The 15028-nt window shown below is 31.0% G+C and carries 12 protein-coding genes and 8 tRNA genes; 2 read left to right on the top strand and 18 right to left on the bottom strand.

All coding sequences use genetic code 11. From position 1 onward, the window contains the following. Positions 1-5: 5 nt before the first annotated feature. The 11 genes from B8978_RS16320 to B8978_RS16270 form a co-directional block, all read right to left on the bottom strand. Positions 6-89, bottom strand: a tRNA-Leu gene (locus B8978_RS16320). A gap of 4 nt (positions 90-93) precedes the next feature. Next, positions 94-169: transfer RNA gene (locus B8978_RS16315), tRNA-Lys, on the bottom strand. Between the two features lie 11 nt (positions 170-180). Continuing rightward, a tRNA-Gln gene (locus B8978_RS16310) sits at positions 181-255 on the bottom strand. A 14-nt stretch (positions 256-269) separates the two neighbouring features. Further along, a tRNA-His gene (locus B8978_RS16305) sits at positions 270-345 on the bottom strand. Positions 346-349: 4 nt separating this feature from the next. Next, a tRNA-Lys gene (locus tag B8978_RS16300) sits at positions 350-425 on the bottom strand. Between the two features lie 24 nt (positions 426-449). Then, positions 450-526, bottom strand: a tRNA-Arg gene (locus B8978_RS16295). Positions 527-532: 6 nt separating this feature from the next. Then, positions 533-606: transfer RNA gene (locus B8978_RS16290), tRNA-Gly, on the bottom strand. A gap of 11 nt (positions 607-617) precedes the next feature. Then, positions 618-693, bottom strand: a tRNA-Pro gene (locus tag B8978_RS16285). A gap of 99 nt (positions 694-792) precedes the next feature. Next, positions 793-1263 (bottom strand): metallophosphoesterase, encoded by a 471-nt coding sequence (locus B8978_RS16280; protein ID WP_084117362.1) that lies wholly within the window; start codon positions 1261-1263, stop codon positions 793-795. A gap of 12 nt (positions 1264-1275) precedes the next feature. Next, positions 1276-1872: an XTP/dITP diphosphatase gene (locus B8978_RS16275; protein ID WP_084117361.1), complete on the bottom strand. Its 597-nt coding sequence runs from the start codon at positions 1870-1872 to the stop codon at positions 1276-1278. 21 nt (positions 1873-1893) lie between these two features. Continuing rightward, on the bottom strand, positions 1894-2871 hold the full coding sequence (locus B8978_RS16270) for an AIR synthase family protein (protein ID WP_084117360.1): 978 nt from the start codon (positions 2869-2871) through the stop codon (positions 1894-1896). An 88-nt stretch (positions 2872-2959) separates the two neighbouring features. On the opposite strand from B8978_RS16270, the gene B8978_RS16265 reads away from it, so the two are divergent. Then, positions 2960-4405: a hypothetical protein gene (locus B8978_RS16265; RefSeq protein WP_084117359.1), complete on the top strand. Its 1446-nt coding sequence runs from the start codon at positions 2960-2962 to the stop codon at positions 4403-4405. Positions 4406-4416: 11 nt separating this feature from the next. Here B8978_RS16265 and B8978_RS16260 read toward each other — a convergent pair whose 3' ends face one another. Further along, on the bottom strand, positions 4417-6048 hold the full coding sequence (locus tag B8978_RS16260; protein WP_084117358.1) for an ABC transporter substrate-binding protein: 1632 nt from the start codon (positions 6046-6048) through the stop codon (positions 4417-4419). Between the two features lie 173 nt (positions 6049-6221). Between B8978_RS16260 and B8978_RS19545 the strand changes: the two genes are divergently transcribed. Further along, positions 6222-6530, top strand: coding sequence for a hypothetical protein (locus B8978_RS19545; protein ID WP_139796072.1), 309 nt, complete (start codon positions 6222-6224; stop codon positions 6528-6530). A gap of 81 nt (positions 6531-6611) precedes the next feature. On the opposite strand, the gene gatB is transcribed toward B8978_RS19545, so the two are convergent. From gatB to pcrA, 6 genes are all read right to left on the bottom strand, one after another. Further along, a complete protein-coding gene (gene gatB / locus B8978_RS16250) occupies positions 6612-8042 on the bottom strand; it encodes an Asp-tRNA(Asn)/Glu-tRNA(Gln) amidotransferase subunit GatB (RefSeq protein WP_084117357.1) in 1431 nt (476 codons plus the stop codon). Positions 8043-8056: 14 nt separating this feature from the next. Next, positions 8057-9517 carry an Asp-tRNA(Asn)/Glu-tRNA(Gln) amidotransferase subunit GatA gene (gene gatA / locus B8978_RS16245; RefSeq protein WP_084117356.1) on the bottom strand — a complete coding sequence of 487 codons (1461 nt, stop codon included), beginning with the start codon at positions 9515-9517 and terminating at the stop codon, positions 8057-8059. Positions 9518-9562: 45 nt separating this feature from the next. After that, the gene (gene gatC, locus B8978_RS16240; RefSeq protein WP_084117355.1) at positions 9563-9850 is read right to left on the bottom strand and encodes an Asp-tRNA(Asn)/Glu-tRNA(Gln) amidotransferase subunit GatC; all 288 of its coding nucleotides are present in this window, start codon (positions 9848-9850) and stop codon (positions 9563-9565) included. Positions 9851-10029: 179 nt separating this feature from the next. After that, positions 10030-10305 carry a hypothetical protein gene (locus tag B8978_RS16235; protein WP_084117354.1) on the bottom strand — a complete coding sequence of 92 codons (276 nt, stop codon included), beginning with the start codon at positions 10303-10305 and terminating at the stop codon, positions 10030-10032. Positions 10306-10387: 82 nt separating this feature from the next. Further along, positions 10388-12382 carry an NAD-dependent DNA ligase LigA gene (gene ligA / locus B8978_RS16230; protein ID WP_084117353.1) on the bottom strand — a complete coding sequence of 665 codons (1995 nt, stop codon included), beginning with the start codon at positions 12380-12382 and terminating at the stop codon, positions 10388-10390. Positions 12383-12398: 16 nt separating this feature from the next. Further along, the gene (gene pcrA / locus B8978_RS16225) at positions 12399-14678 is read right to left on the bottom strand and encodes a DNA helicase PcrA (protein WP_084117352.1); all 2280 of its coding nucleotides are present in this window, start codon (positions 14676-14678) and stop codon (positions 12399-12401) included. Positions 14679-15028: the final 350 nt, after the last annotated feature.

Here is a 15028-nt window from a genome sequence, read left to right as displayed (position 1 = left end):
TTAATTGGTGCAGGTGAAGGGACTTGAACCCCCATGCCGTAGGCGCTAGATCCTAAGTCTAGTGCGTCTGCCAATTCCGCCACACCTGCACATTGGTGGCTTACCGGGGAATCGAACCCCGGACAACATGATTAAAAGTCATGTGCTCTACCAACTGAGCTAGTAAACCATATTTAATTTTGGCTGGGATGGCAGGATTCGAACCTACGAATGCAGCAGTCAAAGTGCTGTGTCTTACCGCTTGACGACATCCCAATATTTAATTTAAATGGGGTGGATAAAGGGACTCGAACCCTTGACATCCAGATCCACAAACTGGCGCTCTACCAACTGAACTATACCCACCATATGGTGCGCCTTCAGGGACTCGAACCCTGGGCACCCTGATTAAGAGTCAGGTGCTCTACCAACTGAGCTAAAAGCGCATATAATATTTAATAAGTTTTTAATGGTGCGTTTTAAGGGATTCGAACCCCCGGCCCACGCCTTAGAAGGGCGTTGCTCTATCCAACTGAGCTAAAAACGCATCTTTTGGAGCGGGTGAAGGGAATCGAACCCTCGTAATCAGCTTGGAAGGCTGACACTCTACCATTGAGTTACACCCGCATATTTTTATGTGGTCGGGGTGACAGGGATTGAACCTGCGACCTCATGGTCCCAAACCACGCGCGCTCCCATCTGCGCCACACCCCGTCTTTTTTAATTTTGCTTGCCGCTCTCTCGGCGACAAAAATTATTCTACACTAAGATGGGTTATTCGTCAATACTTTTTTCAAAAGTTTTTTTAATACTTTATATTAATATGATTTCTGGTAGTATTTTTTCATCCACAATCCTTATTAAAGCAACGCTATTTTTGCCTCTTCTAGACATACCTGCACTACCTGGATTTATTAGCCATATACCCTCTTCAAATAGTGCTACAGCAATGTGTGTGTGCCCAAATAAGGCTATATCAGCTCCTACTTCTCTCGCCTTATATTGTAAATTCATAAGAGTACTTTTTACGTTGTAATTATGTCCATGTGTAATAAAAAACTTTTTATTATCTATAACTTCAATTTTTTCTGATGGCGCATCTTTAAAATAATCACAGTTCCCAGCAACATTTATTATTTTTCCATTATAATATTTCTCTATATCTTTTACATCTACAATATTATCACCTAAATGTATAATTACATCACATTCTTTAAGTTTATCCACCGCTTTTTTAATATAATTTTTTTGCATATGTGTATCACTTATTATTCCAACCAGCATGTAAATTCCTCCTTATGACAATTCTTCCTTTAATTTATCTTTTAATTTTGAAAGTGCCCTTCCTCTATGACTAATAGAATTTTTTTCAGCACTGCTAATTTCTGCAAAAGTCTTGTTCAATTTAGGTATATAAAACAATGGATCATATCCAAATCCATCATGTCCTTTTCCTTCTTCTATTATGTACCCATTACATTCACCCTGAACCTTTAAAATCTTATCTTTATTTATTATAAGTACCATAGCAGCAACAAATTTTGCCGTTCTATTCTCTTCTTTTTTGCCTTCTAATAGTTTTAAAAGTTTTTCATTATTTTTTTTATCATTACCATGTTCACCAGCAAATCTAGCAGAAAAAACCCCTGGAGCTCCATTTAAGGCGTCTACCATTAGCCCAGAATCATCTGAGAGCACCATTTCTCCTGTTAATTTATATATTTCATAAGCTTTTTTATATGCATTTTCAATAAATGTGTTACCATCTTCAACTATATTAGCTTCTATATTAGCTTCCTTAAGTGAAACTACTTCTAAATCAAAATCTTTTAGAATTTCTTTTATTTCTTTTATTTTACCTTGGTTATTACTTGCAACAATTAACTTTTTCATGCTTTTCTCCTACTTGTTTAATTATACTATTTTGAACAATTCATCACTATCTGGTGGTGTTACTACTTCTTCAACTCCATCAATAACCATAATAGGCTTGTCTTGTGTTATCTTTCCAATGATTTTAGCCTCTACACCTTTTTCCATAAGTTCTTTTACTAGTTCTCCTCCATTTTTACAGGTTATTAACATACTGCCTGAAGAAATAAATCTCAATGGATCTATATCAAATTTCTTACATATCTTCTTTGTTACTTCACTTAAAGGCATTAAGTTTTCATATACCTTAAATCCACAGCCACTAGAACTACTTACTTCCCAAAGTGCTCCAAGCACTCCACCTTCAGTTATATCATGCATAGAGTTTACACCAAAGCTACCACAAATTTTTCCTTCTTTTACTACACTTATATGTTTAATATATGATTTTGCCTCATTTATCTCTTCTTCTGATAATATATCCTTTAAATATTCACTTTTGTCACTTGCAGCAATAAAACTACCTTCCATAGCAAGTTTTTTAGTGACTATTATATCATCATTAGGTTTTGCATTTGCTGTTTTTACTGCAGTACCTTTTAATGTCTTTCCTATAGCCGTACAGGATATAACCATTTTATTAACTGCACTTGTTACTTCTGTATGTCCTCCAAGTATTTCTAAATTAAGTTTTCTACATTCTTCACTTATTTCCTCCATAATGCCCCTTATATCGTCTATAGTGCTATCTTCTGGTGCCAGTATAGTAACTAGTATACCAAGAGGTTCAACTCCACTAGAAGCAATATCATTGCAGTTTATATGTACTGCCAATCTTCCACTACCATTTTTGCTACCAGTTATTGGATCTGTAGATACCACACACTCCATATCCCCAAATTCTATAACACTGCAATCTTCTCCTATACTACCTCTAATTCTCACATCATCTCTTTTAATTCCTCTATTATTATCTATTATTGTTTTCAATTCATAGGAATCTAGCTTTCCTACCTTCATAAAAATCTTCCTTTCTAGAGCTAATTTATACACAATTAAAAATGTAATTTCATATAATGTTACATAGTAATATTTTGGCGGTGTTATTTTGAAATACATTGGACCATTCTTAAAATCAAATTATTTAAGTATAACAAATATAAAAAATCAATTATTTCACCTTGCTAAAGAAAGCGAAAAAATACTTATATTTTATTCAAATTTTGGCATTGTAAGTGATTCTGAAAAGCCAGAATTTATTCTTAAATCTTATTATGATATTAACACATTTAAAGCTTTTTCTCCACTTTTATGCATTTTTAAGAAAGGAGATATTAAGCTCCAAAATGTTGATAAAAAATTATGTCTTGATGATAATAAATTTAGAAAAGATGTTATTATATTTAGTAATACACTTATGACTTTAACTGTACTAGAACTTTCAAAATACTACTCCCTTCTAGAAAAACAGCATCCAGTTTCCCATAGTCTCTCTAAGACATATATGTATGTTGCTGAAAACCAATTACAATTTTATTTAACATATCTTAGGAACAATGAAGGTGTATTTGTTGATAAAAAAAACATTTCTGATGAACATGAATTTAAGTTTGAAAATAAATCCAAGAATTTTTTATTTTCTGATCAGGCACTTGCTATGGCTGCCTTTGGAAGTTACTCAACCCTTTGTAGACACAAAGATAGTAAGCAATATCAGGATTTTTCCTTGGACATATTAAATATGCTTATTGGTTATAAAGACTCTTTGTATGATTTACCTTATAGTGAAGCCATGAAAATATGCTTTGGTATAAATTTATTTTATGACTATACTAAAAACAAAGAAGCTTTATCATTATTATTAGACCTATACGACTATATTGAGGGAGTTAAAGATAAAGATTCATCTGAAAAAGAATCAGTAACAAATCAATGCCTATTTATAATAAATTCCATGCTCTTGTATAAACATATGAATTTTACAAAATATATGGATAATGCCTATAACGTTTTAGAAAATATAAAAAAATCCTATGACAAAGATAAAGGTCTCTTTTTAAGAAATAACACGAAAAAAGAAATAGACATTACTTCCACAGACTTAGTATTATTTCTCATAAGTAATTTGATTACCTCCGATACCGATAAATCTGGAGTTTTATGCAAAGAAACTGCTGAACTGTATAAACACATAATAGAGGATTTAGGTATTATAGGCAGTTTCCCAAATCTTCCTAACTTAGATAGTCCTGAACGTTATAAAAATTTTTCATCTGATTCTAAAAACTTATTGGATGAAGTAAACTTTAAGCTAGACTCCATTGGCACTCCAGATTCTACTTTATTACTTCCATTATTCTTAAAAGAGATTACTTATAATAAAAAGAAACAATGCTTTTCTAGACCTAAAAGTTCTTTTTATAGTAGCCAAAACATGTTCTTATTTTTTCTCTTTATATACTTATTTAAGCCTAATTTTAGAGGTACAGATGATGATAATAACATTTTTCATAAACAGAAAAAACATAGCTCTAAAAATCGAGGAACCGATTAGTATTAAAGTTTTTAATTACTTTTATCTAAAAACAAGTTCTCTGTAGACACATTTCCGTATTCATCTACTTGTAGTCCTTTAACATAAGACTTTGAACATACAGCTATATGTTTTGTGTATAAAGGAACTACTGGTAGTTTATCTTCAAGTTCTTTAATACACTTATCATAAATAGTATTTTTATCTATTAAATTTGAAGTTATATTAGCCTCATAAATCAAATCATTATAATAAATATCATTATACCCATAAATATTTGATGGATAATCATTCTGCCACAACTCTAAAAAAGCCATGGAATCATCATATTTGATATCATACTCTCCTAGATACATATCATAATCATTATCTTTTATAACTTCATCTATTTCTTTACTAGTATAACCATCTAACTCAAAATTAATTTTATCCCCAGTTAGATTCTTTGAATTATCGCCTTTTATAATACTGTCATTTATAGTTTTTATTATATCTTCGCATATTTCCTTATTATTACTTTCATCTACATAAGCTATCCTTATAGTTTCATTATTATAATTACTTTCTTTTAAACTATTTATCGCATTAATAGGAACATTACCTGGAAGTTCCATGTTTTTAAGTTCTGTACTCATGGAATCTGGGAAAAATGAATTTGTGATTTTTCCGCAGTCACCTATACTATTATTTTGTAGTTCACTTTTATCTATAGCATAATTTATAGCTTTCCTAAAATTTAAGTTAGAAACTGCAGTTTCACTATTAAAATTAAAGAACAATGCTTTAATAGAAAAACTGTCAAAAAAATTTATCTCTTTTTCATTTTTTAATCTCTGTATTTCAACCTTTGGTGGATTAAAAAAAATATCAACATTGTTATTTGTTTCAAAATCTGCTAAGGAGTATGCTCCTCCCTTGTTACCTTGTGCAAATACGAGGTTTTTACTTTTAACTTGATTTTTAAATATATAATGGTTATTTTGCTCCAGATTTATATCCCCATTTGATGAAATATTTGAAATTTTAAAAGGTCCTGTATACTTAATTTTTTTGTAGGCTTTTTTCCAATTGTCTAAATTTGAATCAATTTTTCTAAGTGAATATATTGGTTGACTTAGTAGCTTCAAAAAATAAGGTACTTGATAATTAAGCCTTATCTGAAGCAAGTTTTTTTCTGGTGCTGTTATTGCTACTGAAGAAAAATCTGATTTCCCATTAATATAATCATTTTCACCAAAAATAACCTTTAGTTCATTTCTATATTCACTATTATATTTCACATTAAGAATATCTTTAAAAAAATCACAAAAATCATTGGCTGTTATATTGCTCCCATCACTCCATTTTATATCATCCCTTAAAACAAATGTATAAATGAGTCCATCTTTTGATATATTACAGCTTTTAGCAAGTCCATATCCAATTTTTCCATCGCTTTTTTCATATAATAATCCTTCAAACAAAGAACTAGCTAAATCCTTAGTTCTTGAATTATATTTATCTAGTTTTACTAAATCTTCAGGTTGATCTTCTACATCATAAACTAAATAATTTTTATTATTAGTAGCTGTAGTTATATCATCTTTTTTTTCAATACATCCTGACATTGTTGTAACTATAATAATAAATACAACAATACAAAATATTTTTTTTAATTTATTCATATTAACAACCTTTTCTCATATAACAATTAATTCTTTTTCTATATTATTGCCAAATTAATCCTTTTCATTCATTTTGTTTTGTAAAAAATTTTAATGAGTATAGAATTCGTTTTATGGTATAATGTTAATATATTTACATAAATTAAAGTTAATTTTCTAATGGAGGGAGCACAATGCTTTTAGCTGTAGAGATAATCGGAATTTTGTCAATGCTTACATTTGTTTTTATTGGTATTTGGAGTTTTATTATATTTAATAAAATTTACGGTCAATTAAAATATAAAAATTACTTAATAGAAAAGATTAACCATAATCTTTTTTTAACTAACAAATCTGAAGACAATAAAAACATTGAAGATGAAAATGCTGATGCTTCGGAATCAATAAATAACGTTGATGCTAATGATGAAAAAATTTTGAAGGAAGCTTCAATAAATGCTTACGATTTTGGGACTCTATCTCAAGATAAGAAAGAATCATAACTTTGATTTTCTTTTACATATTAAAATTTTTATAAAAGATGGGCCCTAGCTATTTTAAGCTTGAGGCCCATTTTTTAATATTTATCTCTTTTTTATTTCTTCATTAACAAGTTTATTTACAATTTGCGGATTTGCTTTTCCTCTTGTTTCTTTCATTATTAGTCCAACTATAAAACCTAACACTCTATTTTTACCATTTTTGAAGTCTTCTATCGATTTAGGATTGTCATCTAAAATCTTATTAACAACTTCAAGGATTGCTCCCTCGTCACTATTTTGAATTAGGCCTTGTTCTTCAACAATTGTTTTAGGTGATTTTCCTGTATTGAACATTGTTACTATAACCTTTTTGCCTATAGCATTAGAAATAGTTCCCGAATTTATAAGTTTTATAAGTTCTGAAAGCTGCTCTGGAGTAAATTTTAAATCTTCTACCCAAGTTGCATTTTCTTTCATTATTTTAGATATATCACCCATTAACCAGTTTGATGCTGCTTTTGAATCTCCACTTAAATTGGCTGTTTTTTCAAAAAAATCTGCCATTGACATTGTAAGTGTAAGCACTGAAGCATCATATCGTGGAATTTCAAACTCTTTAACAAACCTAGCTTCCTTCTCATGTGGAAGTTCTGGAATTGTTTTTCTTATTTGTTCAATCCACTCATCATCAATGTTTAAAGTAACAAGATCTCCTTCTGGGAAATATCTGTAGTCATTTGCAAATTCTTTGCTTCTCATTACAGCAGTTTCACCTTTTGTGTCATCCCATCTTCTTGTATCTTGAGTAAGTTTTTCACCTGCTTCAAGAGCTGTAATCTGTCTGTCTATTTCATAGTTTAGTGCCTTTTCAAGAGCTTTGAATGAATTCATGTTTTTAATTTCTGTTCTTACACCAAACTTATCTGAACCCTTTTCCATTACTGAAATATTGGCATCACATCTTAGTGAACCTTCTTCCATTTTACAATCTGAAACTCCTGTGCTTGAAAGTATACTCTTAAGCATCTCTAAGTACTTAACGGCTTCTTTAGGGCTTCTCATATCTGGTCTTGAAACAATTTCTGCGAGTGGTACACCGGATCTGTTAAAATCAACTAAGGTACCCGCTGGAGTGTGAAGAAGTTTTGCTGCATCTTCTTCTATATGAATTCTTTCAATCCCAACTTTTTTTATTGTTCCATCCTCTAATTCAATATCAATATGACCATCTCTACATAATGGCAATTCATCTTGAGTTATTTGATAATTTTTAGGGCAGTCTGGATAAAAATAATTTTTTCTATCCATTCTTCCATATTTAGTTATAGAACAATTTAAAGCAAGACCTGCCTTTATTCCGTATTCTACTACCTTTTTATTTAAATGTGGAAGTGAACCTGGAAGACCTAAACATACTGGACAAACATGAGTATTAGGTTGACCTCCAAATTCTGTCGTGCATCCACAATATATTTTAGTTTTTGTTGAAAGTTCTGTGTGAACTTCAAGTCCTATTACAACTTCGTATTCCATTTTTTTCACCATCCTTACTCTATTACAGGGCTCTTTTTATGCCAGTCTGTTGATTTTTCATAACTATACGCCATGTTAAACAATACATCTTCTCTGAAATAATTCCCAATGAACTGAAGTCCTACAGGAAGATTGTTTGCAAAACCACAAGGTACTGAAATTGCTGGAAGTCCTGCAATATTAACTGGTACTGTGTATATATCTGATAAATACATTGATAGTACATCTTTTGTTTTTTCGCCAAATTTAAAGGCTGTTGAAGGTGATGTTGGTGATACTAAGACATCAAATTCTTCAAAAGTTTTTACGAAATCTTGCTTTATTAAATTTCTTACTTTAAGCGCCTTTTTGTAATAAGCATCATAATATCCTGCTGATAAAGCATAAGTACCAAGCATTATTCTTCTCTTTACTTCCTTACCAAAACCCTCACTTCTAGATTTCATGTATATATCCACTGCATCTTTAGAGTCTTTAGATCTATGACCAAATCTTATACCATCAAATCTAGCAAGATTTGATGAAGCCTCTGCTGAAGAAATTATGTAATATGCAGCTAGTGAATATTCAGTAAGCGGAAGTGATATTTTCTTAACTATAGCTCCATTGTCCTCTAAAACCTTTATTGCTTCATCGATGCACTTTCTAACACTATCATCAAGTCCATCTCCAAAATATTCTTCTGGAATACCTATTTTCTTACCTTTAATATCTTTAATCAAACTCTTTTTGTAATCTTGTACTCCTGTATTTACTGTAGTAAAGTCCATCTTATCAACACCAGCAATAGCTCCTGTTAACAGCGCACAATCCTCCACGTCTCTTCCTATTGTTCCAACTTGATCAAGTGTTGATCCAAAAGCTGTAACTCCATATCTTGAGATTCTGCCATAAGTAGGCTTTAATCCTACAACTCCACAAAAAGAAGATGGTTGCCTTACAGAACCTCCTGTTTCAGTTCCAAGTGTAAGTGGTGCTTCAAAAGCTGCAACTGCTGCTGCTGAAGCTCCTGACGATCCTCCTGGAACACACTCTACATTCCAAGGATTAACTGCTTTTTTAAAAGCACTATTTTCATTAGATGAGCCCATTGCAAATTCATCCATGTTAAGTTTACCAAGAATTATTCCATTACTATCCTTTATCTTTTGTGTTACAGTTGCATCATAAGGAGAGACATATCCTTCTAATATTTTAGACGCACATGTATTTTGCATTCCCTTTACACTTATATTGTCTTTTATTGCTACAGGTACTCCACCAAGCCCTTGCAACGTTTCTCCACTTTCAATCTTTGCATCTAACTCTTTAGAACTATTTATAGCTTCTTCTTTTGCTTTGTATAGATATGCTCCAATTTTGTCATCTACTTTATCTATTCTATTAAAAAAAGATTCTGTAACTTCTTCTACTTTTACCTCTTTATTATTTATAAGGTCCTTTAGCTCATGAGCTTTAAGCTTATGTAATTCCATTTTTTAACCTCCCTTTATCATTAACTGCTAATCTTTTTGTGTATTTTACTCAATTATCTTTGGCACTATAACGTACTCTTCTAATTTGTCTGGTGCATTGTCTAAAACAGCTTTAAGCTCTAATGATGGCTCAACTTCATCTTCTCTAAATTTATTTTCAATATAATAAGGATTTACTATTATATCTGTGTCCTTAGTATCAAGCTCATTTAGTTTTTCTATATAACCTAGAACACTGTTAAGATCTCCTATTAGCTCTTCCTTTTCATCTTCTGTAAAGCTAAGTCTTGCAAGTTCTGCGACATATTCAACATCTTTCTTTGAAACTGACATATTATCCCTCTCTTCTTTACCTGAAATAAATTAACATATTAAATTATACAATATATTATATCATTTTAATAGGCATTACTCATAGCAAAATAGGCTACCTTATTGGTAACCTATCATAATACTCTCTTAAATTTAAGTAAATTATACAATATAAGAATAAAAAATTCAATCCACTACTGTTAAAATACACCAAGGTAAATAAACACCATAGCTCCAGCTGCAATTAATGTGCATACAACAGAACACATTCTGTTTTCAGATCTTTCTTTTTTATCAATGTTCATTTTTATTGCCCAGGTAATCATTGTAATAACAATACATATTTGTAGCGTGTTATATGAATTAAAATAAGTTATCTGTCGAACATATATGTATGTAGAAAGCACTGTGAAGATTAAAGTTAGCATCGTAAGTGATACAAATACCCACCCTAAAGCATCTACTGTTTTTCTCATTTTACATCCTCCTATTTCGCTCTAAAAATAATATTAATTCATTTTCTACAATTTGTAAACAGTTTTATTGAACAAATGATTTCTAATTCTTTATTTTTTTGTTAAATTCATCCTCTGTGATAATTTTAACTCCAAGTTCTAATGCTTTGTCATATTTCGAACCTGGTTCCTTACCAACAAGAACATAATCAGTTTTTTTGCTTACACTACCAGATACCTTAGCTCCAAGACTTTGAATTTTGTCTTTTATTTCACTTCTACTGAAATTTTCAAGACTTCCTGTTACAACTATTGTTTTTCCAATAAATTCATTTTCCACAATTTCCTCTTCCACATAATGTGGTGTTACACCAACTTGAAGAAGTTCTTTAATACTATCTATTATTTTATCCTCTTTAAAAAATTCTAAAACACTATTTGCCACTATTTCTCCAACATCCTGAATGGAAATAAGTTCTTCAAAACTAGCATTTGTTATGCCGTCAAGTGTTTTGAACTTTTTAGCTATATCTTGTGCTGTTTTCTTTCCCACATTTGGTATTCCCAGTGCATATATAAATGATGCTAATTCTGGGTTTTTACTTTTTTCTATTGAATCCAAAAGATTTTGTGCCTTTTTGTCACCAAACTTTTCTAGCTGTAAAAGCTCCTCTTTTTTAAGCTTATATAAGTCAGTTATTGCTTTTATATCCAACTTTTCAAAGAGCTGCTCAGCAGTTTTCTCGCTAAACCCTTCAATATTCATTGCTTCTCTGCTTCCAAAATGAACTATGCTTTTAACCATTTGAGGTTTACAGGATAAAGTGTTTTCACAAAAATAATGAACACCATCTTGTACAAGTTCGCTTCCACAAGACGGACAAACTTTAGGTGCTTCTATTTCCTGTTCATCAGGATTGTTTTCTGAAACTCCCATTATTTCCGGAATAACATCATTAGACCTTCTAATTAGAACATTACTGCCTATCTTAACGCCTTTTCTTTCAATATCATCCATATTGTTAAGCGTTGCTCTTTTAACTGTAACCCCAGCTAATTCAACTGGTTCTAAAAGTGCTGTAGGCGTTACTCTTCCACTTCTACCTACATTCCATTCAACCTTTAATAATTTTGTCGTTGCTTCCTCTGCTTCAAACTTGAACGCTATTGCCCATTTAGGAAACTTTATTGTGTATCCTAGAAGTTCCCTGGTTTTAATGTCATCTATTGCAATTACTATACCATCAATATCATAGTTTAAATCTGATCTTATTTCTTTAATATATTCTATTTCCTTTTCTATTTCAGCTATAGTTGTGCATTCTTTTATATACCTATCTACAGGAAAATTCATTTCAATTAAAAAGTCCATCATTTCTTTATAAGTTTTGAAAGGTTCACCCTGGTTGTAACCTACATCATAAAAAAATGCCGAAAGATTTCTTCTTGCGGTCTCTTTCACATTTAAATTTCTAAGTGCTCCAGCAGCTCCATTTCTCAAATTTTTAAGTGGAACAGTTGCTGTGCTGTTATATGCCTCAAAAGCTTCCCTTGTCATTATTGCTTCACCATGTACTTCTATAGTGGAAAAATTATCAATTTTTAGAGGCAATGTTTTTATTGTTCGTGCTTGCATAGTAACATCTTCTCCAGTAACACCTGTCCCTCTTGTTGCTGAAGTTATAAGTATTCCATTTTCATCATAAGTACAATTAATTGTAAGCCCATCAAATTTCTTGGTTATTATATATTTTAGTTTAGGCAACTTCTCCTCACTAGAAGAATTATATTCTTCTATAAATTTTACATTTCTATTGTGCCATTCTATAATTTCTTCTAGTGATTGTGCTTTATCAAGGCTCCAAAGTCTACCCTTATGAGTATACTTTTTAAATTCCGGAAGTGTTACATCACCTACTCTTGCTGTAGGTGAATATGGTAATACTACCCCTGATTCTTCTTCTATTTTTCTAAGTTCATCATACTTCTTATCATACTGTGCATCTGAAATTGTAGGACTATCCTTAGCATAATATTCATATGCATATTTATTAAGTTCCTTAATTAATTCTTCCATCTTAATTAATTTATTATCCATGACAAAATTACTCCATTCATATAGTTTCCAAAGGTGCTAAATCAAGTCTTAAATTTTTAATACCCATGTTTTGAAAAGCAATGGTTAAATTTACTTTTCCTTCCTTTTTATTTACCATTACAATAGTTCCAACACCAAATTTCGAGTGTCTAACTTTTCTTCCAATAACTGCTTCATCTTCACTAAGCACTTTTACTTCTTTTGCAGCACTCATTGTATTGTAATCTAGCACTGATTCAGATTTTTTTTGTTCAAAACCAGCAGTAATATTTCTAGGTGGGATGTCTCTTTGTGAAAATTCACTAAAACCTCTTTCATTCCCTATAGTGCTAAATTTTCTTACACCTGCTCCTTTGTTTTTTTCATTTAATGTGATTTGTTCTCTAAGCTCCTTTGGTATTTCCAATATGAAATCAGATTCACCATATGCAACTGTTCTTCCAAAAACCATTCTAGTCTGCGCAGAGGTCATAAATAATTGTTCTTTTGCTCTTGTAATTCCCACATATGCAAGTCTTCTTGACTCTTCCATTTCAGTAAGATTGCCAAGTGATGCTGTTCCCGGAAATATTCCGTTTTCCATACCAACCATAAATACCACCGGGAATTCAAGTCCTTTTGCGCTATGCACCGTCATCATAACAACTGTATCCGCATCCTCATCATAATTATCTACATCCGCCACAAGTGCTGTCTTTTCAAGAAAAGCTGCTAGTGACTTGTCCTCAGAACTATTTTCAAAATCTACAGCTGCTGACACAAGTTCCTGTATGTTTTCTATTCTTGTAGCATCTTGTAAATCATCCGAATCTTTTAATTCCTTTAAATAACCCGTTTGTTCTAAAAGTTCTTCTATTAATGTAGAAATCTTTATTTCATCTTTTCGTATCATAAAACTATTTATTATACTTATAAATTTATTTATAGAAGACACACCTCTAGCCGTTAATCCTGGTATGTTTTGTGCATCTAAAAGTGAGCTGTAGAGACATTCTTCAATTTCATCTGCAAATTTTTCTATTTTTTCAACTGTAGTATTACCTATGCTTCTTTTAGGTACATTTATGATTCTTTTTAAACTTATGTTATCTAGTGGATTACATATGAGTTTTAAATATGCCATTATATCTTTTATTTCTTTTCTATCATAGAATTTTAAACCACCGATTATTCTATATGGTATATGCCTTTTCATGAACACATCTTCAAATAATCTAGATTGAGCATTAGTTCTGTATAGTATTGCAAAATCTCTATAATTTTTATTTTCACTCTCTAGTCCTTTTTTTATCTCATTTGCAACAAACTGTGCCTCTTCCATATCTGAATAACTTCTATAAACTTTAATTTTTGCTCCATCCTCACTTCTTGTCCTAAGAGTTTTAAAATGTTCATGAGGATTATTTTTTATAACCCCATTTGCAGCCTTTAGTATGTTTCCTTTAGATCTATAATTTTCTTCAAGTTTTATTACCTTGGCATCTTTATAGTCCTTTTCAAAATCTAAGATGTTTCTTATATCTGCTCCTCTCCAGCCGTAAATGCATTGATCATCATCTCCCACAACACATAGATTGTTATGTTCTTTTGCAAGGAGTCTTGCAAATTCATACTGAGCTTTATTTGTATCTTGGTATTCATCAATCATTATATATTTAAACTTTCTCTGATAGAACTCTAGAACCTCTTTATTCTTTCTAAAAAGTTCCACCGTTTTAAATATTAAATCGTCAAAGTCCAAAGCATTGTTTTCTTTAAGTTTTTTCTGATATAGAAGATACACATCAGCTATTTTATTAAGTCTAAAGTTTTTTTCATTTTTAATCTTATATTCCTGAGCTGAAATAAGTTTATCTTTTTGATCTCCTATTTTTGAAATTATCTCTTTATCTGTTATGTCCTTATCATTTATTCCCACTTGTTTAATACATTGATTTATAAGTGTTTTCTGATCTGCACCATCATATATTGTAAAATTTCTGTTATAACCTAATTTGTCTATTTCTCTTCTAAGTATTCTTACACAGCTTGAGTGAAATGTTGAAACCCACATACTGTCTGCTTCATTTCCAACTAATGCTCTTACTCTCTCTTTCATTTCCTGGGCTGCTTTATTTGTAAAAGTTATTGCTAATATTTGAGATGGATATACGTTTAAATCCTTTATCATATGTGCAATTCTATATGTAAGTACTCTTGTTTTTCCTGATCCGGCTCCTGCTAAAATAAGTAATGGTCCATCAACTGCAACAGCTGCCTTATATTGTTCGGTATTTAATAGTTTTTCTAAATCCATATTATGTTTCCTCCTAGTATAACCCTAGACTATACATCTATATTAAATTAATATCCCTTTTGATATTTTATATTCACAGTATAAAATATTTACAGAAATTATTATATCATATTTTTTATTAGCTTACTTAATAAGTAGAGTTTTAATATTAAGATTAAGGGATTGCGAAGTAAGGGTTAAAGATTTTCATCATAGCTAAAACTCTATGAAAAGATTAAAGAAAGCCTTCAGCTAGATGAAAGCTTTGACGATGCCAAGGCCGTCAAAAGTGAGAGAAGTTACTTACGTAACAATTGCTCTTTCTGCTTGTTTTTAAAACATTACAATAACAAGCAGAAAGAGATTTGAAA

It is taken from the genome of Clostridium acidisoli DSM 12555, assembly GCF_900176305.1.
GTDB classification, from domain to species: domain Bacteria; phylum Bacillota; class Clostridia; order Clostridiales; family Clostridiaceae; genus Clostridium_I; species Clostridium_I acidisoli.
Note: the sequence above shows the minus strand (reverse complement) of the source record. Positions and strands in the feature narration are given on the sequence as shown.